Raw genomic sequence first — 21,824 nt, forward strand, 5'->3', positions numbered from 1 at the left:
GTCTACGTTTCGCGATCCGTGAAGGTGGCCGTACAGTAGGTGCTGGTGTTGTTGCTAAGATCTTCGACTAATTCATAACGAATTAAACGAAATCTTGCACTGTTCTTCTTTTTGAAGAAAGCGCATCGAAAAGGGAAGCTTAGGCTTCCCTTTTTCATTTTTAGATTACATTTAGTTATAAGTGTTGAAATAAAAGACGTCACTTTTTCGATTTAAAAACAGAGTTTTACCGACTTTATTTCTTAACGCTTTTACTCACCCCTCTTAACCCTTTGATCTTTTCCTGCAGCGGTAAAATCGTTATAACCAAATATTCTGAGCGGACACCATAATGCGACTGGTAACAAGAACTATTCTTGTTTATATTGTTTGTCACAGATTAGTTTTATAGGTTTTTTGAGTATGTACGTTTGTCTTTGCCATGGTGTCTCCGACAAAAAAATCAGGAAGTTGGCGATAGATGAAGGCGTAACAGATATTAAAGGAATCAAAAAGTGCACGGCATTGGGCAGCCAATGTGGTAAGTGCATCAGACAGGCCAAGGAAATTTTAGCGGAAACTAGTTACACGGAATTTAAACAAGCCAGCTAATTGCTGTAAGTATGCAGTAATTATTTGCCTTACATTTTGACACCTTCTCATTTGCTTCTACATTTAAATGAAGCCAAAGAGGAGGGTTTTGTCATGAAAGGCGATCCAATCATCATTCAACATCTCAATAAAGTGCTCGGTAACGAGCTCGTCGCTATTAATCAGTATTTTCTTCATGCCCGAATGTATAAAGACTGGGGCTTAAAGCACCTAGCAGACAAGGAATATCACGAATCTATCGATGAGATGAAGCATGCCGATCATCTAATTGAGCGTATTTTGTTCCTTGAAGGCTTACCGAACCTACAAGATTTAGGTAAGTTGATGATTGGTGAAGATACCAAGGAAATGCTCGAGTGTGACTTAAAGCTTGAAATGGCGGCTATTCCAGATTTAAAAGATGCGATTGCCTACGCTGAAGACATTCGAGATTATGTGTCTCGAGATTTATTCCAAGACATTCTTGAAGATGAAGAAGAACATGTTGATTGGCTAGAGACGCAACTTGGCTTGATTGAAATGTCTGGTATTGAGAATTATCTCCAAGCGCAATACGTGGACGAAGAGTAACGATACTTTCTGAGTTTGCATACTCCAATAATAGTAAGAAGAAAGAGCACCTGACTCGAAAATCAGGTGCTTAACCCCGTTATCTGGTCTAATCTCTTTTATTATCGGCTTTTTAAGGATATTGCTCGCAATCTTGCCTATGAAGTTTGATTTCTATCCGATAGAATTTATGCCCCCTTACCTAAAAATAAAAAAGAGAAACGTCCATGTCTGAAGACAACCACCAAGCAGCCACTCCAGAAGAAGAACATCGCCAAAAAGCATTGGATTACCATGCTTATCCAACTCCAGGAAAGATTGCTGTCGAACTGACAAAGCCTGCGGAAACGGCGGGTGATCTTGCCCTTGCTTACAGCCCTGGTGTTGCAGAGCCAGTGCGTGAAATCGCACAAAACCCGGATAACGTGTACAAGTACACTGCAAAAGGGAACATGGTTGCTGTTATTTCTAACGGTACCGCTATTCTAGGTCTAGGTAACCTAGGTCCACTTGCATCTAAGCCAGTGATGGAAGGTAAAGCGTTACTGTTTAAGCGTTTTGCAGGTCTTGACTCTATTGATATTGAAGTTAAGCACCGCACGATCGATGAATTTGTTGATACTGTTGCGAGCATTGCAGACACTTTTGGCGGTATCAACCTTGAAGATATTAAAGCACCAGACTGTTTTGAGATTGAAAAGCGTCTGATTGAACGTTGTGATGTACCAGTATTCCACGATGATCAACATGGTACTGCTATTGTAACGGCAGCGGGTATGCTGAATGCAATCGAACTTCAAGGTAAGAAACTTGAAGATTCAACAATTGTTTGTCTTGGCGCTGGCGCTGCCGCTGTAGCGTGTATGGAGCTTCTGATCAAATGCGGCGCAATGCGCGAAAAAATCTACATGCTAGATCGCAAAGGTGTGATTCACACTCGTCGTGATGATCTTAATGAATATAAGCAGCTATTTGCGAACAATACAGATAAGCGCACACTAGAAGACGTGATTGAAGGTGCAGATCTGTTCCTAGGTGTATCTGGTCCAAACCTATTGCCAGCGGAAGCGTTGAAGTTGATGGCAGATAAGCCAATCGTATTCGCATGTTCTAACCCGGATCCTGAAATCAAGCCGGAACTTGCTCACGCAGTTCGTGATGACTTGATCATGGGTACTGGCCGTAGTGATTATCCTAACCAAGTTAACAACGTATTGTGTTTCCCATTCATTTTCCGCGGTGCTCTTGATGTACGTGCAAGTGAAATCAATGATGGAATGAAACTTGCAGCCGTTGAGGCGATTCGTGAGCTAGCAAAAGAGCCTGTACCTGAAGCCGTATTGAAGGCTGCAGGTGTTGATAAGCTAGAGTTTGGTGCGGACTATATTATTCCAAAACCAATGGATTCACGTTTGCTACCACGTGTTGCAAAAGCGGTTGCTCAGGCGGCGGTTAATTCAGGTGTAGCTCGTATCGAGATGCCTGAAAACTACATGGCAGAGTAATATATCTTTCAGATGTGATACACAAAAATGGGACGCTATTGCGTCCCATTTTTTATGTCATTCATTTGGCTCGAGGCAAGAGTCATTACCTGAAACCTCTTATCAGGCTTTTTTATTCTTCGTCGAATGACTCAAATTCGATGCCCATTTCCGTCATCAGCGCTTTTACTTCTGTTGGAATATCATCAGGACGGTCTTTACGAAGGTCTTCATCTGTCGGAAGTGGCTGACCTGTGTACGCGTGCAAAAATGCCTCGCATAGCAATTCGCTATTGGTTGCATGGCGTAAGTTATTGATCTGACGGCGAGTACGCTCATCAGTTAGCACCTTTAAAACTTTTAGCGGGATAGAGACGGTAATTTTTTTTACTTGTTCGCTTTTTTTGCCGTGCTCTGCATATGGGCTAATGTATTCGCCATTCCAGTCAGCCATTGCACACCTTCATTTATGTAATCGGTTAAAAATAATTTAGGTGCTGATTTTAGCTGCATTTACCGCCATAAGCAAAGACATATAGACGTCTAGAAGTGTTGACGTCTCATTTTTTGACGAGTAAAGTGAACATAACAGCAAAGGAAGCGTGTTGATCACTTTATGTTACTCATTAGATATAGCGCATTCCTATTTAGAAGTCATTACCCGTGAAAGGATACACCCATGAGCACTCGCAAACCTGCGACCATTGCAGTACGCACTGGTATTGAATCAGACAACCAATATCATGCTGTCGTTCCACCTATTTATCTTTCCACTAACTATGGTTTTCCTGCTTTTGGTGAAGTGCCCAAGTATGATTACACACGATCTGGTAATCCAAACCGCGGACTGTTGGAAAGTGCGCTATCTGAACTTGAGTCTGGAAAAGGAGCGGTTGTTACTAACTGCGGTACGTCGGCATTAAATTTATGGGTTTCCGCTTTTCTCGGCCCAGATGATCTCATTATTGCTCCTCACGATTGTTATGGCGGCACCTATCGTCTTTTTAATACCCGAGCTAGCAAAGGCGATTTTAAGGTTCAGTTTGTCGATCAATCAGACGAACAGGCTTTAGATGCTGCATTGGCACAAAAACCAAAACTCATTTTGCTAGAAACTCCGTCAAACCCTCTGGTTCGCGTAGTGGATATTGCAGCTACTTGTGAAAAAGCGAAACAAATCGGCGCGTTAGTTGCGGTGGACAATACCTTTTTGACACCCGTGTACCAAAAACCTTTAGAGCTAGGTGCGGATTTTGTTATCCACTCCACAACAAAGTACATCAACGGTCATTCGGACGTAATTGGTGGAGTAATCATCACCAACACAGAGGCGCATGCAGAAGAGCTTGCATGGTGGGGCAATTGTATTGGTGCAACGGGCACACCTTTCGATAGTTATATGACGCTGCGAGGTATTCGTACGCTTGGTGCTCGTATGCGAGTACATGAGGAGAGCTCACAGCAGGTACTGGCTTACCTACAGAAACAAGCGTTAGTTAAAACTATCTATCATCCAAGCCTGCCGGAACATCCAGGTCATGACATCGCTAAAAAGCAGCAAACGGGCTTTGGCTCTATGTTGAGTTTTGAGTTTGCTGGTTCGTTTGAACAGTTAAAGGTGTTTGTGAAAGAGCTCCAACTGTTTTCATTAGCAGAGTCATTAGGTGGTGTAGAAAGTTTGATTTGCCACCCAGCATCCATGACGCACCGTGCAATGGGTGAGGAGGCGTTGGCGGAGGCTGGGGTCTCTCATCAACTATTGCGTTTGTCTGTCGGTTTGGAAGATGCACAAGACCTCATCACAGATTTAGAACAAGCGTTCGCTAAAGCTACCCAGTAATAGGAGACGATAACAATGACTGTACAACGTCAGCTGCATAAGTTTGGTGGCAGTAGCTTAGCAAACCCAGAATGCTACTTACGCGTTGTGGGTATTCTCAAGGAGTATTCGACAGAAAATGATCTGGTGGTCGTCTCTGCTGCAGGAAAAACCACTAACCGCTTGATTGAGTTTTTGGAAGGGTTAAATAAAGATGGCCGAATTGCGCATGAAGCGCTTCAAAGCTTAAGACAGTTTCAAACTGAGCTAATAGAAAGCTTGTTGGAGAGTGAAGCAAAAGAAGAGCTGTTAGCTTTATTACATGATGAGTTCAGTACTCTCTCGGAGCTGACTGCACCACTCACTAATGCGCAAAAAGCCGCGGTACTGGGGCACGGAGAAGTATGGTCTGCTCGCCTATTGGCCGCGTTATTATCTCAACGTTCTATCCCTGCGGTTGCACAAGATGCACGAGCGTTTTTACGTGCAGAAGCGGGAACTCAACCAGAGGTTGATCGCGCTCGTTCATACCCTTTAATTAAAGAGATCCTCGCGCAGCATAACCATAAACGTGTGGTAATTACTGGCTTTATGGCTCAGAACGAGGCAGGAGAAACCATTCTACTTGGTCGTAACGGCTCTGACTATTCTGCAACGGTCATAGGCGCGCTTGCTGAAGTCAGTACTGTCACGATTTGGAGTGATGTTGCTGGTGTCTATAGTGCCGATCCACGTTTGGTGTCTGATGCTTGTTTATTACCGTTACTTCGATTGGATGAAGCCAGTGAACTTGCTCGCTTAGCTGCCCCAGTGCTACACAGTCGTACGCTTCAGCCTGTGGCGCAAAGTACCATGGACCTTAATCTCAAGTGTAGCTATCTGCCAGAGTCGGGTTCTACTCGTATTGAGCGTGTATTGGCATCTGGTCGTGGCGCTAAAATTATTACTTCACTGGATGATGTTTTATTGGTGCAGTTGTCTTTCATGCATGGGCACGACTTCGAAAAAACACAGAGTGATGTATTACAAGCGTTGCAGCGCGCGCAATTAGAGCCATTGGCATTTGAAGCTCAATCCGATCAGCATACGCTACGCTTGGCTTACACCGCAGAAATCGCCGGTGGTGCATTGAAACACTTGCAAGAGCTTGCGGTAGAGGCAGAAATTAAGCTAAAAGAAGGTTACTCGCTCTTAGCTGCGGTAGGTGCAGGCGTTACGAAAAACGCCAATCATTGCTTTGGCTTTTATCAAAAGCTAAAGCACTCTCCGGTAGAATTTATCTCTGAAACAGACTCAGGGCTGAGCCTAGTCGCTGTTTTGCGCCGTACTGATACCGAGGCGTTGGTTCAAACGATTCATAGCCAGTTGTTCCAAGCGCAAAAACGCGTGGCAGTGGCTTTATGTGGCAAGGGTAATATTGGTTCTAGTTGGTTAAATTTATTTGCGACGCAAAAAAGTGAGCTCGAAAAACGTCATGGTATGAGCTTTGATCTTGTCGCGGTTGTGGATAGCCAAACCTATTGGTTCGATGAGCAAGGTATTGAGGCGGCGAGTGTTGCTGAACGATTTGATGATGAAAGCATATCCAACAATGGGGATTGGCTGGCACGTTTGGGAGCGCTTAAAAGCTATGATGAAGCCGTCGTGCTTGATGTTACCGCGAGTAAAGAGTTAGCTCAGCGCTACGTAGAAATCGCACAGCAAGGCATTCATTTGATTTCCGCTAACAAAGTGGCCGGTTCCGCAGATAGTCAGTACTACCATCAGGTTCAAGATGCATTCGCTAAAATTGGTCGTCATTGGCTATACAACGCAACGGTTGGTGCTGGGTTACCGATAAACCATACCGTGCGAGATCTTCGTGAAAGTGGGGATGAAATCGTCGCTCTATCGGGTATTTTCTCGGGGACGTTATCATGGCTGTTCCAACAGTTTGATGGTTCTGTGCCATTTAATGATTTAGTCGATCTTGCTTGGCAGCAAGGGTTAACCGAACCTGACCCTCGTTCTGATTTAGATGGCTCCGATGTAATGCGTAAGTTAGTCATCTTGGCTCGAGAATCGGGCCTAGATATAGAACCAGACAGCGTTAAAGTTGAGTCTTTGGTGCCAGAAGAATTAAGAGAACTGAGCTTAGATGATTTCTTCGATAATGGAGCGTTGTTGAGTGAAATACTTCAAGAGCGTCTGACAAAAGCACAGAGAAACGATCAAGTGCTTCGCTATGTGGCGCGTTTAGAAAAAAATGGTAAAGCAACGGTGGGAGTCGAAGCGTTATCTCGTGAGCACGCGCTCGCCAACTTATTGCCATGCGATAACATTTTTGCCATAGAAAGCAAGTGGTACAAAGATAACCCTCTGGTCATTCGAGGACCAGGCGCAGGCAGAGAAGTGACAGCTGGCGCTATTCAATCCGACCTCAACCGATTGGCTGGTTTATTTTAAAGTTGCGATTGACCTAAAAACCCTGGAATTAATCCAGGGTTTTTTATTCCCCTATCAGTGCCATACTGAAGTCATAACCCGTGCAAAATGGCGAGATGATGCTCAAGTAGAAACTTGAACTATCTTCATTATTAACGTGAGAAAAATTCATAATTACAAGGTTGACATTAAATCGTATTCAATACATTCTGTAGACATATAGACGTCTAAACGTCGATTTTAAGGATTTGTTTTCGTGGCGGAGTGCCGCAGGGAGAGTAAGATGGGATATACGCACGCAGGCCATATCGACGCCTTGAACCAGAATATTGCTGAGTTATCAGATAACATCAATGTATCGTTTGAGTTTTTTCCGCCAAGCAGCGCTAAGATGGAAGAAACACTTTGGAATTCAGTGCACCGTCTTAAAACGCTTCAACCTAAATTTGTTTCTGTGACTTACGGTGCGAACTCCGGCGAGCGTGACAGAACACACTCCATCATTAAAGAAATTAAAGCAACAACCGGATTGGTTGCCGCTCCCCATCTCACTTGTATTGATGCGACTCGTGAAGAGTTGATTAATATTGCCGATGATTATTGGAACAATGGTATTGAAAATATCGTCGCTCTGCGTGGTGATATTCCTCCAGGTGGCGGTGCGCCTGATATGTATGCCTCGGATTTGGTTGAGCTGCTGAAATCACGCCACGATTTCGATATCTCCGTTGCTGCATTCCCTGAGGTTCACCCTGAAGCTAAAAGCGCTCAGTCTGACTTATTGAACCTAAAACGTAAGGTAGATGCAGGTGCAAACCGTGCTATTACTCAGTTCTTTTTTGACGTTGAGTCTTACCTGCGATTCCGTGACCGTTGTGTCGCAGCAGGAATTGACGTAGAAATTGTGCCAGGAATTTTGCCTGTATCGAACTTTAAGCAAGCTTCTCGCTTTGCGGCACAGAACAACGTGAAAGTACCAGGATGGATGAGCAAACAATTCGATGGTTTGGATGATGATCCGGTGACTCGCCAGCTTGTAGGAGCTAGCCAAGCTATTGATATGGTGCGTGTACTGAGTCGTGAAGGGGTTAAGGACTTTCACTTCTACACACTAAACCGTGCAGAGATGACTTACGCGTTATGCCATACGTTGGGTGTTCGTCCTCGCGCAGTAGTCGGTGCGTAAATCTGGTTTCAAAAAGATAAAAGGCTTGCCAAGTGGCAAGCCTTTTTCGTTTTATCAAAGCAAAAGGAGTTTAACCAATCACTTCAAGTTCAGTTAGAACTTCTTCTGCCCAAGTGATCCAAGTTTCACGTAACAGAAGGTTACGGCGAAGCGTTAGACGTTCTAGGCGAGCTTGTTTATCTAAAGTTGACGGCGTTGCGTAGTAAGCCGCTTCAATTTCTTTGTAGTGAGAAACCAGTTTGCGAGACTCTTCAACTAGCTCGGCGAGTTGGTCACGGAATGGAGCTGCAGGTTGAACGGCACATGCCATCAATTTCGCTGAAAACTCATCACGAACTGTTGGGTGTGCAGTTGGTTGATCAAACCACTCTCCTAAAGCGCTGCGACCAGCGTCTGTAATGGAGTAAACCTTGCGGTCTGGTTTGCCTTCTTGGGGTTCTAATACGCAAGTAACCAGTTCTTTCTCAGCCATTTTGTTGAGTTCACGGTACACCTGTTGGTGGCTTGCTTTCCAGAAGTAACCGATGCTAGCAGAGAATTCTTTAGTGATATCGTAACCGGTTGCGTCGCGAGTGCTAAGAACAGTTAAGATTACGTGTGGTAATGACATGTCTTCAATCCAAATGGTCAATAAACTTGTAAACAAGCTACTTATACTTTCAGCTGCGCTCTTACTGGCACTTGAGTTTTTTAATGTATAAGTAGCACCAACAATGTTGGTCCTGTCACCTTAAAGCCGTTTATCACCTAGAGAGATGGGGAGTCCCATCAAGGCTGGAGCAGGTATGATTGGATTTATGAGCTCTCAGCAGGCAAGTAGTATATAAATAATAAGCATGAAGTGGAATAGTAGGACAAAATTACCCTAAAAAACTAACATAATAATCAATAGTGTTAACTTGTGGTTTTTTATTCTTTTATTTTGGTATTTTTTGGGTCTCTAGTGGTGTATTTAACTGCTTTTGTTTTGTTGCGATTATCCTGTGATAAAAAAAAGCTGAGCATTTGCCCAGCTTTTTATTAAAAATGAAACGATTAGCCTGTGTTGCGCATACCAGCAGCAATACCAGCAATCGTCACCATCAACGCTTCTTCCAAGTTTGCAGAAGCTTCTTCGGTTTGACGCGTGCGGTATAGTAGCTCTGCTTGTAGCATATTCAATGGCTCAACGTAGATATTGCGTAAGCGAATCGACTCGAGTCCCCAAGGGTCATGCTGCATCAAGTTTTCATTGTTCTCTACATTCAGTACCGCTTTGATGTCTTCTTGAAGCTGAGCACGAAGCTTTTCACCGAGTGGACGGAGCGACTCATCCACCAATCGCTCATCGTAGTAGCGAGAGATATCAATATTACACTTCGAGTACACCATTTCCAGCATGCCGAGACGAGTTGAGAAAAATGGCCATTCGCGGCACATCTCTTCGAGCAATGCTTGGTGGCCTTTATCGATCGAGTATTGAATCGCTTCACCTGCGCCTAGCCATGCAGGAAGTACCAAACGGTTTTGACTCCATGAGAAGATCCACGGGATTGCACGTAAGCTTTCTACTCCGCCCTTAGGGTTGCGTTTTGCAGGACGAGAACCAAGTGGCAACTTGCCGAGTTCGAGTTCTGGTGTTGCTTGGCGGAAGTAAGGCACGAAATCTGGCTCGCCACGAACCACATTTCGGTAAGACTCACAGCTTACTTCTGATAGCACTTCCATCAAGTCGCGCCATTCTTGTTTTGGCTCTGGTGGCGGTAACAAGTTGGCCTCCAGAATCGCACTTGCGTATAGGTTAAAGCTGTTTACTGCGACATCTGGGAGCCCCAGTTTAAAGCGGATCATCTCGCCTTGTTCTGTTACACGTAAACCGCCTTTCAAGCTTTTTGGTGGTTGCGACAAAAGCGCAGCATGCGCAGGTGCACCACCGCGACCGACTGTGCCCCCACGACCATGGAATAGAGTTAGCTCAACGCCTTCTTCCTCAGCCACTTTAACTAACGATTCCATCGCATGATACTGAGCCCAACCAGCAGACATAACACCTGCATCTTTCGCTGAGTCAGAGTAACCAATCATGACCATCTGGTGGTTTTGGATAAAACCACGGTAAAGGTCAATCCCCATAAGCTGCTTGATGACCGATTCTGCGTTGTTCAAATCGTCTAGCGTTTCGAACAGAGGACACACATCCATGCGGTAAGGGCAACCCGCTTCTTGTAGCAGTAGATGAACGGCTAGTACGTCAGAGGCGGTACGTGCCATTGAAATAACGTAAGCGCCAAACGCTTCACGCGGTTGTGCTGCAACAATCTTGCAGGTATCCAAAACCTCTTTGACGGGTTCAGACGGTTCCCAATCACGAGGGAGAAGCGGACGTTTAGATGCAAGCTCGTTAGTTAGAAAAGCAATCTTATCTTGCTCACTCCATTGTTCGTAATCACCAATACCTAAGTAGCGAGTTAGTTCAGACAAGACGTCTGAGTGACGCGTGCTCTCTTGGCGGATATCAAGACGTACAAGATGGATACCAAATGCTTTTACGCGGCGTAGTGTATCCAGTAGTGAGCCGTTGGCTATTACACCCATGCCACATTCGTTTAGTGACTGGTAGCAGGCATACAGCGGTTCCCAAAGTTGCTCGACTTTTTGCAGTGGTGCTTTAACAGCCAGCTTTTGACCGTGGATCTTAGCATCGAGAATATCTTTGGTTTCATTGAGCAGAGTGCGTAATTGCTTCAGGATCGCACGGTATGGTTCGTGCTGATCTTCGCCAGCAAGTTCACGGACTTGATCGTTTGAAACTGTCATAGACAGCTCGCTGATCAACTCGTTGATGTCATTGAGATAAAGATCGGCGGCTTTCCAACGAGACAATAGTAAGACTTCACGCGTAACGTTGTGAGTAACAAACGGGTTACCGTCACGGTCACCGCCCATCCAAGAGGAGAAGTGCACTGGGCGAGCATCAATGGGTAAACCTTCTCCAAGGTAAGATTTTAGACGGTCATTCATCTCACGTAGGAAGTCCGGTACTGCTTCCCATAGAGAGTTTTCAACGACCGCAAAGCCCCACTTTGCTTCATCCAACGGAGTAGGGCGTTGTTGTCGAATCACGTCTGAATGCCAGCCTTGGGCAATCAGTTGCTCTAGGCGGCGTTCGGTTTTTCTGCGCTCTTTAGAAGAAAGATCGCTTAGCTCCAACTTTGATAAGCACTCGTTTATCTTGACCAGTTTGTTGATCATCGTGCGGCGCGTAATTTCTGTTGGGTGAGCCGTCAATACCAATTCAATATTCAGATCACGAACCGCTTGGGCAGTGTCCAGTTTGCTCACATCGTTTTGTACCAGTTTAGAAAACAGCGAGTTAATCGCGTCTGGTTCGCAAATGTGCTCTTCACAATGGCGTGAAATCGTGTGGTATTGCTCAGCGATATTGGTGAGGTTTAGAAATTGGTTAAACGCGCGAGTAACGGGCGTTAGCTGCTCATCAGGTAGATGTTTGATTTCTTCGATCAAGCTGTCCCTGTCTGCTTGATTCCCTGCTTGAGCTGATTTGGATAATTTACGAATGGTTTCCACTTTCTCGAAGATTTCTTCGCCATGGGCATCGCGAATGGTGTTACCCAATAAGTGGCCTAACATGCGCACATTACTTTTGAGTGCGGCGTATTTCTCGTTCATTGTCGTCCTGCCTCGTAAAAAAACTACATCCATTGTCCTTGTTAAGACTCCAATCTAGCGAAAAGCACCAGTTATAGTCAAATAAAGCAGACTAAGTTTGCAATTATTCCGCTGTCTCCTGATTTAGAGCAAATTTACGGCAGCCATAGAGTAAAAAGTGAAAATTAATTACAAAATAACAAGTTAAATAAGTGTTAAGACTAGCGCTAAATTGTGAAGATAAAAAGATGCAGCTCAATCGAGCTGCACAGACTTTGAGCTTAAACGCGTATTAACAGCAGTACTTGACCATCGCCTTTGAAAGCACATCAATTGTGGGGGCGATAAAGTCGAAGGATAGAAACTCATCCGGTTGATGGGCTTGGTCGATTGACCCAGGGCCGAGCACCAAGGTTGGACACAACTGCTGTAGAAATGGTGCTTCAGTACAGTAGTTCACGGTTTCTGAACTAGTTTGGCAAATCTCTTCAACACCACCAATAAATGGGTGGTCATGTTGGCATTCGTAACCCGGAATAGGCTCATGCAATGGAATAATCTCCAGTCTCCCTGGCCATTTCGCTTCGACTTCTTTTAATGCTCCGCGCAACATGTTCTCTAAACCATCAAGGCTAATGCCAGGAAGAGGACGCACGTCGTAATGCAGCTCACAGCAACCACAAATACGGTTAGCGCTGTCACCACCGTGAATGTGTCCAAGGTTTAGGGTAGGGCTTGGAATGGCAAAACCCGGATGGTGATATTCTTTAATCAATTTGTCACGCAGTTGCATCATGGCGAACATGACTTCATGCATGATCTCAATAGCGTTAACGCCAAGCGCTGGGTCCGATGAATGACCGGACTTGCCTGTTACGCGAATGGCATTTGCCACATGCCCTTTATGACCTCGAATTGGCACAAGGCTGGTGGGTTCACCAATGATGCAGTAATCCGGCTTAAATGGGGCGTTTGCTGTGAAATGTCGCGCGCCCAACATGGTGGTCTCTTCGTCACAAGTGGCTAATACGTAAAGTGGTTTGCTCTGCTTGCTCCAATCGACTTTCTTCACTGCTTCATAAATAAAGGCGAAAAAGCCTTTCATGTCTGCTGTGCCTAAACCGTAGAAGCGGTTGTCTTTTTCCGTCAGTTTATGCGGATCAAAATTCCATCGCCCTTGATCGAATGGCACGGTATCGCTATGGCCAGCAAGTAAAAGGCCACCTTCACCCTCACCCATACGTGCGATCATATTGTGCTTGCCTGGCTCGACTTCGATCACTTCAACGCTAAAACCCAGATCTTTAAACCAAGATGCGAGTTTTTCGATGACTTTTGCATTGCCCTGATCCCAGCTCGGATCCGTGGAGCTGATAGAAGAGGTGCTGATGAGTCCTTCATAGACCTCTAGAAAAGTTGGTAATTGCATGGATTCTTCAAATCTCCTGTTGACAGACAGACCACAAAAATGTAAAACACATATTAAATCATATTTAATGAATAAAAAATCAAAATAAAGCAAAAATTAAATATGAATAGTCATTTGAGCCTTTAAGTATATGGATGTTACACAATGCTAAAAACCACGATTATTGGAGCCAGCGGTTACACCGGCGCAGAGTTAGCGTTAATGGTTAATAAACACCCACAACTCACGCTATCAGGTTTATACGTTTCCGCCAACAGTGTTGATGCGGGAAAGAGCATCGCGCAGCTGCACGGTAAGCTAGCGGGCATCATTGATATGCCAGTTTTACCACTAACGGATCCACTGCAAATCGCTCAAGAATCGGACGTGGTGTTTTTGGCAACGGCTCACGAAGTCAGCCATGATTTAGCCCCAACTTTCTTGGAGGCAGGCTGTCAGGTATTCGATTTATCGGGTGCATTCCGTGTGAAAAGTGAAGGCTTTTACGACACTTTTTATGGCTTCGAACATCAACATAACAACTGGCTAGATAAAGCAGCATACGGCTTAGCAGAGTGGAACCAAGAATCAATAAAAACCACTCCTTTGATTGCAGTAGCAGGTTGCTACCCAACCGCTTCACAGCTTGCAATCAAACCTTTATTAGAACATGCGTTGCTCGATACCAACCAATGGCCAGTGATCAACGCAACCAGTGGTGTATCAGGTGCAGGGCGTAAAGCCTCCATGGTTAACAGCTTCTGTGAAGTGAGCTTGCAACCTTATGGTGTATTTAACCATCGTCACCAGCCAGAGATTGCTCAGCACTTGGGTTGCGATGTGATTTTTACTCCGCACCTCGGCAACTTTAAACGCGGCATTCTTGCCACTATCACCATGAAGCTTGCGCAAGGTGTGACAGAAGCACAAGTGGCACAGGCGTTTGAACAAGCTTATCAAGGCAAGCCTGCGGTGCGTCTTAAAGGCGACGGTATTCCACGTATTCAGGATGTCGAAAATACCCCTTTCTGTGATATCGGCTGGAAGGTACAAGGCGAACACATCATTGTGATTTCAGCTATCGACAACCTACTTAAAGGTGCATCGAGTCAAGCGATGCAATGTCTCAATATTCATTACGGTTACCCAGAACTGACAGCGTTGCTGTAGTCGTTGAAAGAGGGAAATGCGATGACGCAAACCAATCAAGCTCCTTTAGTCATTAAGCTAGGTGGTGCAGCTCTATCATGCACTCAAACCTTAAGCCAACTTTTTGGCGCCATTGCGGCTTACCAAAAATCGGCACAGCGACAAATCGCCATCGTTCATGGCGGTGGCTACCTAGTTGATGAGTTGATGGCAAAGCTTCAGCTTGAAACCGTTAAGAAAAACGGTTTACGCGTAACGCCTTACGATCAAATTCCTGTGATTGCAGGCGCGCTTGCAGGCACTGCGAATAAGTTACTTCAAGGTCAAGCGATTGCGGACGGTCTTAACGCTGTGGGCCTTAGCCTTGCGGATGGTGGTTTGTGTCTTGTTGAAGAACTTGACCCAGAACTCGGCGCGGTAGGCAAAGCATCACCGGGTGACTCAGCACTATTACAAGCGGTGCTAAACACAGGTGCACTGCCGATCATCAGTTCAATTGGTTTAACCAAAGATGGCCAGATGATGAATGTGAATGCTGATCAAGCAGCAGTCGCGGTTGCGGGCGCATTAGATGCGGAGTTAGTCCTGTTATCAGACGTGAGTGGTGTACTAGATGGAAAAGGCCATTTGATCAAAACCCTGTCAGAGCAGCAAGCTAACTCGTTGATCGATGGACATGTGATCACCGATGGCATGATCGTCAAAGTTAAAGCCGCTTTGGAGGCCGCCAATGATCTTGGCCGTCCAATTGAAGTCGCGACCTGGCGTTACCCAGAAAAATTAGCACAGTTATTCGCTGGTGAAAGTATTGGTACTCAATTCTTGCCTCAATAAGCATCAGCAAAAGAATTCAATATTAGGAAGTCGTAGTTGGCACTGACCGCCGAGCGCAGCGCCAGTTAAGTTTGGAGAAAAAACATGAGCAAAGTGAACGTAAATAAAGTGGTAGTCGCATACTCAGGCGGTCTAGATACTTCAGTAATTATCCCGTGGCTAAAAGAGAACTACGACTGTGAAGTAGTGGCTTTCGTTGCCGATGTTGGTCAAGGTGCCGAAGAGCTAGAAGGCATTGAAGCGAAAGCAAAAGCCTCTGGTGCTTCTGAGTGCTACATCGCTGACTTGAAAGAAGAAATGGTCGCAGACTACATTTACCCAACGCTAAAAACCGGCGCGTACTACGAAGGTAAGTACCTGCTAGGTACATCAATGGCGCGTCCAATCATTGCCAAAGCGCAGGTTGAAGTGGCACGTAAAGTGGGCGCGGACGCTCTGTGTCATGGCTGTACAGGTAAAGGTAACGACCAAGTACGTTTTGAAGGCGCATTCGCAGCACTAGCACCGGACTTACAAGTGATTGCACCTTGGCGTGAGTGGGACCTAGTGAGCCGTGAAGAGTGTTTGGATTACCTAGCTGAGCGTAATATTCCTTGCTCTGCGTCTCTTACTAAGATCTATTCACGTGATGCAAACGCATGGCACATTTCGACGGAAGGCGGCGTTTTAGAAGATACGTGGAACGCACCAAACGAAGACTGCTGGGTGTGGACTGTCGACCCAGAGCAAGCGCCAAATGAAGCGGAATACGTCACGCTGAAAGTAGAAAAAGGTGAAGTGGTCGAAGTTGATGGTGAAGTGATGACACCATACAACGCACTGGTTTACCTAAACGAGAAGGGCGCTAAGCACGGTGTTGGCCGTATCGATATCGTGGAAAACCGTCTTGTTGGAATGAAGTCTCGTGGTTGCTATGAAACACCGGGAGGCACCATCATGATGGAAGCGCTGCGTGCTGTAGAGCAGCTTGTGCTAGACAAATCATCATTCGAATTCCGTGAGGAGCTAGGTCTAAAAGCGTCTCACCTTGTATACGATGGCCGTTGGTTTACGCCACTATGTAAATCTATCCTTGCTGCTTCAGAAGAGCTAGCGCAAGACGTTAACGGTGAAGTGGTTGTTAAGCTTTACAAAGGTCAAGCGACAGTCACGCAAAAACGTTCTGACAACAGCTTGTATTCAGAAGAGTTCGCGACTTTTGGTGAAGATGAAGTTTACGACCAAAGCCATGCAGGTGGGTTCATCCGTCTTTACTCGCTATCAAGCCGTATTCGTGCATTGAACAGCCAGAAGAAATAATCCCTTAACATCCATCTTGGATTGAATAAAGACCCGCCATTTATAGGCGGGTCTTTTGGTTTCTAAAAGCGGGTACCTAAATTTGGCTTGAATATATATGTAAAAATATTGAATTTATACTTTATTTTTTATCGAAATTGCCGTAACGTTGACACATAAGAAAAAGTGAGCAAATGACCATCAAATTGGTTACTACTCATTCGAGAACGTTAGAGTAAGCAATAGTCATCAGGAGAGACGCAATGGCATTATGGGGCGGAAGATTTACCCAAGCGGCAGACACCAGATTTAAAGAGTTCAATGATTCGTTGCGTTTTGACTACCGATTGGCTGAGCAAGACATCGTAGGTTCAATCGCATGGTCTAAAGCTCTGCTTTCTGTTGATGTGCTATCGGCAGAAGAACAGCAAAAACTGGAACTTGCTTTAAATGAGCTGAAGTTAGAAGTGATGGAAGACCCTCACCAAATTCTTCGCTCTGATGCAGAAGATATCCACTCTTGGGTTGAACAGCAGCTAATCAGTAAAGTGGGAGATTTAGGTAAAAAACTCCACACTGGGCGTTCTCGTAATGACCAAGTCGCCACAGACTTGAAACTTTGGTGTCGTCAGCAAGGTCAGCAATTGTTGATTGCTTTAGATCGCCTACAAGCACAAATGGTCCATGTTGCTAAACAGCACCAAGGCACCGTATTGCCAGGCTATACTCATCTTCAGCGTGCTCAACCTGTAACCTTTGCTCACTGGTGCTTGGCTTATGTTGAAATGTTCGAGCGTGACTACTCTCGTCTGAATGATGCCTTACAGCGTCTCGACACTTGTCCACTTGGCTCGGGTGCTTTAGCGGGAACGGCTTATCCGATTGATCGCGAACAATTAGCACATAATCTCGGTTTCCACCGTGCTACGCGTAATTCACTAGATTCGGTTTCAGATCGTGATCATGTGATGGAACTGATGTCGGTGGCGTCGATTTCTATGCTTCACCTTTCTCGTCTTGCAGAAGATATGATCTTCTACAATTCAGGCGAGTCAAACTTCATTGAGTTAGCGGATACGGTGACATCTGGTTCGTCATTAATGCCACAGAAGAAAAACCCAGATGCACTTGAGTTGATCCGTGGTAAGACAGGGCGTGTCTATGGCGCATTATCGAGCATGATGATGACAGTTAAAGCTTTGCCATTGGCGTACAACAAAGACATGCAGGAAGATAAAGAAGGGTTGTTTGACGCTTTAGATACATGGAACGACTGCATGGAAATGGCAGCTCTGTGTTTTGACGGTATTAAAGTGAATGGCGAGCGCACACTAGAAGCGGCGAAACAAGGTTACGCAAACTCGACGGAGTTAGCTGATTACCTAGTGGCGAAAGGCATCCCATTCCGTGAAGCTCACCACATCGTCGGTGTCGCGGTCGTTGGTGCTATTGCTAAAGGTTGTGCGCTAGAAGAGCTGTCTATCGAAGAGTTAAAAGCCTTCTCAGAAGTCATTGAAGCGGATGTGTATGACATTCTGACTATCGATTCGTGTTTGGAAAAGCGTTGTGCTTTGGGGGGTGTTTCGCCTCACCAGGTCGCTTACGCGGTAGAACAAGCGGATAAGCGCCTGAGCCAGCGTGACAGCTCGGCGGTGAAAGTGCGTCCTGCACGTTTGACGGACATTGAAACGTTGGAAGGTATGGTTGCTTACTGGGCGAACCTTGGTGAGAATCTTCCGCGCTCTCGTAATGAGCTCGTGAGAGATATTGGCTCTTTTGCGGTGGCTGAGCATCATGGTGAAGTGACGGGTTGCGCTTCTCTATATGTGTATGACTCAGGGTTGGCAGAAATACGCTCTCTTGGTATCGAAGCGGGCTGGCAAGGCCAAGGGCAGGGCAGTGCGATTGTGAACTATTTGGTTGAGAAAGCGCGCCAGATGGCGATCAAGAAAGTCTTTGTTCTAACGCGAACGCCTGAGTTCTTTATGAAGCAAAGCTTTTTACCTACATCGAAGTCATTACTGCCGGAGAAAGTTCTGAAAGATTGCGATCAGTGCCCACGTCAACATGCATGTGATGAGGTAGCGCTTGAGATCAATTTAATGGAGCAAGTGATCCAAAAAACGCATGTGGCATGAACTGAAGTTGTGGAGTGATTTTATTAGCATTCAATGACATAGTCATTTTCCTGTTTACTTACATCAGTATTCGCTAAAAAAATCGAAAAAATTTGGAACCTTTGAGAGGAAGCCCGGTCTATTAAAGTACCACTGCTTTTTCTTAGAAGAATCTAAGAGAGCCCCAGAACTGACATTGGTTTTGGGGCTTTTTTCTATCTGTCACTTTTCTCTTTTTTATTGGCCTTTTTTTGTCCCTTTCGACGTTGCCAAGGCAAGATGACAAAACGCATCCATAAGTGTAGAAACAACAAAACGTTGAAAGCGAAGCCGGCAAAGATCAAAGCGATCGACTCGATGCTTTGTGGATCATCTTTGAGCGTAAACCACCACACAATCCAACACAGTACAGAAAGTACCGTCAATTGATCCAAGCATCGTTGGCAACGTCCAAGTTTTTTCCAAAACCAATGTTCCTCGCAGCGGCGACAAGTCATAGTGTTTTCCAAACCATTAGTGTTGCTTCAGATTATATATCTAACTAAATGGTGGAAAGCGTTTCTTACACGGGCTTAGAGCGCCATGACACAACCAAAAATGGAAAGTTAGCTTTGTAAAAGCTTTGTGGCACGTAATTGATGTATGGTGTGCTGTCAGTCTTTAACAGGAAATATAATGATGTCGACAGAGTTGAAACTTGCGCTGAGTATCGCTGGTGGGTTCTTTATGATCGGTGTTGTCGCGATTTATATGGTCAGCCGCTATGCAATGATGGCAGCGTAAGAGAGATTTTATTGCGCCGAAGTAGCAAAGCAAAGCCTCGTTGATGACGAGGCTTTGCTTTATATTTAGATAGAAGCCTGAAAGCGTTAGCAGCCAGGGCCGCAGTCAAGACAATGTTTCACCATTTCTGGCCCTAAGTGTAGTTTTGCATTCAAATCACGTAGAGCGGTGCGGACGCCTTCTTCAATCACTGGGTGATAGAAGGGCATATCTAACATCTCAGAAATCGTCATCCTATTTTGGTGCGCCCATGCTAAAAGGTGAGCAAGATGCTCTGCATTCGGGCCCATCATTTCTGCACCTAAAAAACGTCCAGTGCCTTGCTCTCCGTAGACATGCAGAATGCCTTTATTACGAAGCATGACGCGCGAACGTCCTTGATTTTCAAACGAGACTTCACCGGTTGCGAAACATCCACATGTGCCTAGACGTGTTTCTAGTTGTTTATATGTTTCTCCAACCATAGCAATTTGAGGGTCGGAGAACACGGCTGAAATTGGTGAGCGACGCAGACCCGCACGAATATCTGGGAAACGGCCTGCGTTGTCTCCAGCAATACGGCCTTGGTCAGCGGCTTCGTGCAGCAGTGGAATTTGGTTACTTGCATCACCTGCGATGAAGATGCTCTCTACCGAAGTTTGCAATGTGTAGTGATCCGCCGTTGGTACGCCACGTTCATCGAGAGCCACATTGGTGTTCTCGATCGCCAGCTTATCGACGTTTGGACGACGACCCGTTGCAGCCAATACGTAATCGACAACGAAAGTTTCTAATTCGCCATCATGGTTGATGAATTGGATTTCGACCTTGTCTTCGCCGTCATTGTCTGACGAAGCAATGCGTTTCATGCTTTCGACTTTTACATCTGCATCAAGGTAGAACTCTTCCTTAAAGGCTTTATCTGCATACGCCATCACCTCTGGGTCTGTCAGTGGGCCCACTTGTCCTCCAATGCCAAAGAGCTTCACGTTTACTCCTAGGCGGTGTAAAGCCTGACCCAATTCAAGGCCGATGACTCCTGGGCCAAATACTGCCACGGACTCTGGTAAGTCATCCCAGTCAAATACATCATCGTTAATCACTAGGCGATCACCCAGTTCATTCCAAGCTGCCGGATATGCTGGACGAGATCCTGTCGCAATAACAATGCGCTGTGCGGTGACCTGAGTATGATCATCTATGATGAGAGTGTGGTCATCGGCAAACTTCGCGTAGCCCGATAGTTTGTCTTCAGCGGGAATATCATCGACACTTTCAAGCACAAAGCCAACAAAACGATCGCGTTCGCGCTTTACACGATCCATAACTTCTCGTCCGTTAATTCGTACTTCACCTTGCGGGTGTATCCCAAATCCAGGTGCTTTTTCGATTTGATGAACACTTTCTGCTGCCGCAATTAACAGCTTAGACGGCATGCATCCGACACGAGCACAGGTTGTTCCGTAGGGACCGCCCTCAATCATTACCACGCTGTTGGTATGAGCTTTTGCTGCTCGATAAGCACCAAGACCAGCCGTCCCGCCACCAATAACCGCTACGTCGACATTAACTTGTTTCATCGTGAACTCTCGCTTTTGTTTTAAGCCAAGCTAGCTACATTGAGCTTGGAGAGTGAATTGGATAGTTGAATCTGGATAAGTAGTCACCTTATTGGTAGATGACTACTTATCTAGACTAGTAGAAGAAGTGGTTTAGGGTTGGCCTCCGAGCCAAAAGGCACCGGAGACCGAGTATGGACAGCTTAGCCTAGATACGCTTCTAGCTCTTCGCTACCGCCGATGTGCTTGCCACCGATAAAGACTTGTGGAACAGTCGTGCGACCAGATATAGCTCGTAGACTAACTGTTGTTGCGTCTTTACCCAGAATCACTTCTTCATATTGAAGACCGTGGTCAATCAGATTTTGTTTCGCTTTCATACAGAAAGGGCAGCCTGGTTTAGTGAACACAGTGATGGATTCTTGCGTTTTGTAGTCAGGCGCTATGTAGTTCAGCATCGTATCTGCGTCTGACACCTTGAATGGGTCGCCTGGTTCGTTTGGCTCAATGAACATTTTTTCCACTACGCCATCTTTTACTAGCATGCTGTAACGCCATGAACGTTTGCCAAAGCCGATGTCGTTTTTATCCACTAACATACCCATGCCATCGGTGAATTCACCATTACCATCCGGGATGAAGGTAATGTTTTCTGCTTCTTGGTCTTGTTTCCATGCATTCATCACGAACGTATCATTGACCGAGACACAAATAATCTCATCCACTCCGTGCTCTTTAAATACAGGGAACAATTCGTTGTAACGAGGTAGATGGCTTGATGAACAGGTTGGAGTAAATGCACCCGGTAAGCTAAATACGATAACGGTCTTACCTTTAAATAGCTCATCGGTCGTTACATTCACCCAAGAGTCACCTTGACGAACTGGAAAAGTAACTTGAGGGACTTGTTGACCTTCTTTAGATACAAACATAATGATTTCCTTTAACTATTTTAAATTATGCGTATAGAGCTTAGCGTTTTTCGTCGCTCTGTTTCGTTTTGTTGAGCCCATTAT

At 45.4% G+C, this 21,824-nt stretch carries 17 protein-coding genes and 1 pseudogene; 11 read left to right on the forward strand and 7 right to left on the reverse strand.

Annotated features, from left to right (window positions below; all coding sequences use genetic code 11):
* From R7F67_RS20710 to R7F67_RS20725, 4 genes and pseudogenes are all read left to right on the forward strand, one after another.
* A pseudogene (locus R7F67_RS20710) lies at positions 1–71 on the forward strand (elongation factor Tu); the annotation flags it as partial.
* A 331-nt stretch (positions 72–402) separates the two neighbouring features.
* Entirely contained in the window at positions 403–591 is a 189-nt protein-coding gene (locus R7F67_RS20715) for a (2Fe-2S)-binding protein (RefSeq protein WP_005381360.1), read from the forward strand.
* Positions 592–684: 93 nt separating this feature from the next.
* Positions 685–1,161: a bacterioferritin gene (bfr, locus tag R7F67_RS20720; RefSeq protein ID WP_005381359.1), complete on the forward strand. Its 477-nt coding sequence runs from the start codon at positions 685–687 to the stop codon at positions 1,159–1,161.
* A 206-nt stretch (positions 1,162–1,367) separates the two neighbouring features.
* Positions 1,368–2,645 carry a malic enzyme-like NAD(P)-binding protein gene (locus R7F67_RS20725; protein ID WP_054577264.1) on the forward strand — a complete coding sequence of 426 codons (1,278 nt, stop codon included), beginning with the start codon at positions 1,368–1,370 and terminating at the stop codon, positions 2,643–2,645.
* 112 nt (positions 2,646–2,757) lie between these two features.
* Here R7F67_RS20725 and metJ read toward each other — a convergent pair whose 3' ends face one another.
* Positions 2,758–3,078 carry a met regulon transcriptional regulator MetJ gene (gene metJ, locus R7F67_RS20730; protein ID WP_005381353.1) on the reverse strand — a complete coding sequence of 107 codons (321 nt, stop codon included), beginning with the start codon at positions 3,076–3,078 and terminating at the stop codon, positions 2,758–2,760.
* 225 nt (positions 3,079–3,303) lie between these two features.
* On the opposite strand from metJ, the gene R7F67_RS20735 reads away from it, so the two are divergent.
* The 3 genes from R7F67_RS20735 to metF all read left to right on the forward strand — a co-directional run bounded on the left by R7F67_RS20735 (position 3,304) and on the right by metF (position 8,053).
* The gene (locus R7F67_RS20735) at positions 3,304–4,464 is read left to right on the forward strand and encodes an O-succinylhomoserine (thiol)-lyase (protein ID WP_054577263.1); all 1,161 of its coding nucleotides are present in this window, start codon (positions 3,304–3,306) and stop codon (positions 4,462–4,464) included.
* Between the two features lie 15 nt (positions 4,465–4,479).
* On the forward strand, positions 4,480–6,888 hold the full coding sequence (locus R7F67_RS20740) for a bifunctional aspartate kinase/homoserine dehydrogenase II (protein WP_064354361.1): 2,409 nt from the start codon (positions 4,480–4,482) through the stop codon (positions 6,886–6,888).
* A gap of 262 nt (positions 6,889–7,150) precedes the next feature.
* Complete coding sequence (metF, locus tag R7F67_RS20745) at positions 7,151–8,053, forward strand: methylenetetrahydrofolate reductase (RefSeq protein ID WP_005381345.1); 903 nt, start codon at positions 7,151–7,153, stop codon at positions 8,051–8,053.
* Between the two features lie 70 nt (positions 8,054–8,123).
* Here the strand turns inward: metF and R7F67_RS20750 are convergent, their stop codons facing one another.
* The 3 genes from R7F67_RS20750 to argE form a co-directional block, all read right to left on the reverse strand.
* Positions 8,124–8,663, reverse strand: a complete 540-nt coding sequence (locus R7F67_RS20750; protein ID WP_005382791.1) for a PadR family transcriptional regulator — start codon at positions 8,661–8,663, stop codon at positions 8,124–8,126.
* 425 nt (positions 8,664–9,088) lie between these two features.
* A complete protein-coding gene (gene ppc, locus R7F67_RS20755) occupies positions 9,089–11,722 on the reverse strand; it encodes a phosphoenolpyruvate carboxylase (protein WP_005381336.1) in 2,634 nt (877 codons plus the stop codon).
* A gap of 271 nt (positions 11,723–11,993) precedes the next feature.
* A complete protein-coding gene (gene argE / locus R7F67_RS20760; protein WP_054577261.1) occupies positions 11,994–13,130 on the reverse strand; it encodes an acetylornithine deacetylase in 1,137 nt (378 codons plus the stop codon).
* A gap of 144 nt (positions 13,131–13,274) precedes the next feature.
* On the opposite strand from argE, the gene argC reads away from it, so the two are divergent.
* The 4 genes from argC (at position 13,275) to argH (ending at position 18,508) form a co-directional block, all read left to right on the forward strand.
* Positions 13,275–14,279 carry an N-acetyl-gamma-glutamyl-phosphate reductase gene (argC, locus tag R7F67_RS20765; protein ID WP_005382790.1) on the forward strand — a complete coding sequence of 335 codons (1,005 nt, stop codon included), beginning with the start codon at positions 13,275–13,277 and terminating at the stop codon, positions 14,277–14,279.
* A 21-nt stretch (positions 14,280–14,300) separates the two neighbouring features.
* A complete protein-coding gene (argB, locus tag R7F67_RS20770; protein WP_005381333.1) occupies positions 14,301–15,092 on the forward strand; it encodes an acetylglutamate kinase in 792 nt (263 codons plus the stop codon).
* 84 nt (positions 15,093–15,176) lie between these two features.
* A complete protein-coding gene (locus tag R7F67_RS20775; RefSeq protein WP_005381332.1) occupies positions 15,177–16,391 on the forward strand; it encodes an argininosuccinate synthase in 1,215 nt (404 codons plus the stop codon).
* 242 nt (positions 16,392–16,633) lie between these two features.
* Positions 16,634–18,508, forward strand: coding sequence for an argininosuccinate lyase (gene argH / locus R7F67_RS20780; protein ID WP_005381331.1), 1,875 nt, complete (start codon positions 16,634–16,636; stop codon positions 18,506–18,508).
* Positions 18,509–18,702: 194 nt separating this feature from the next.
* On the opposite strand, the gene R7F67_RS20785 is transcribed toward argH, so the two are convergent.
* The 3 genes from R7F67_RS20785 to R7F67_RS20795 form a co-directional block, all read right to left on the reverse strand.
* On the reverse strand, positions 18,703–18,984 hold the full coding sequence (locus tag R7F67_RS20785; protein ID WP_025768083.1) for a DUF3624 domain-containing protein: 282 nt from the start codon (positions 18,982–18,984) through the stop codon (positions 18,703–18,705).
* A gap of 372 nt (positions 18,985–19,356) precedes the next feature.
* Entirely contained in the window at positions 19,357–20,829 is a 1,473-nt protein-coding gene (locus tag R7F67_RS20790; protein ID WP_054577260.1) for a dihydrolipoyl dehydrogenase, read from the reverse strand.
* Between the two features lie 182 nt (positions 20,830–21,011).
* On the reverse strand, positions 21,012–21,740 hold the full coding sequence (locus R7F67_RS20795) for a redoxin family protein (RefSeq protein ID WP_005382781.1): 729 nt from the start codon (positions 21,738–21,740) through the stop codon (positions 21,012–21,014).
* Between the last annotated feature and the right edge of the window lie 84 nt (positions 21,741–21,824).

Origin of the sequence: Vibrio sp. YT-17, from assembly GCF_033337375.1 — a bacterium.
Lineage (GTDB): Bacteria > Pseudomonadota > Gammaproteobacteria > Enterobacterales > Vibrionaceae > Vibrio > Vibrio alginolyticus.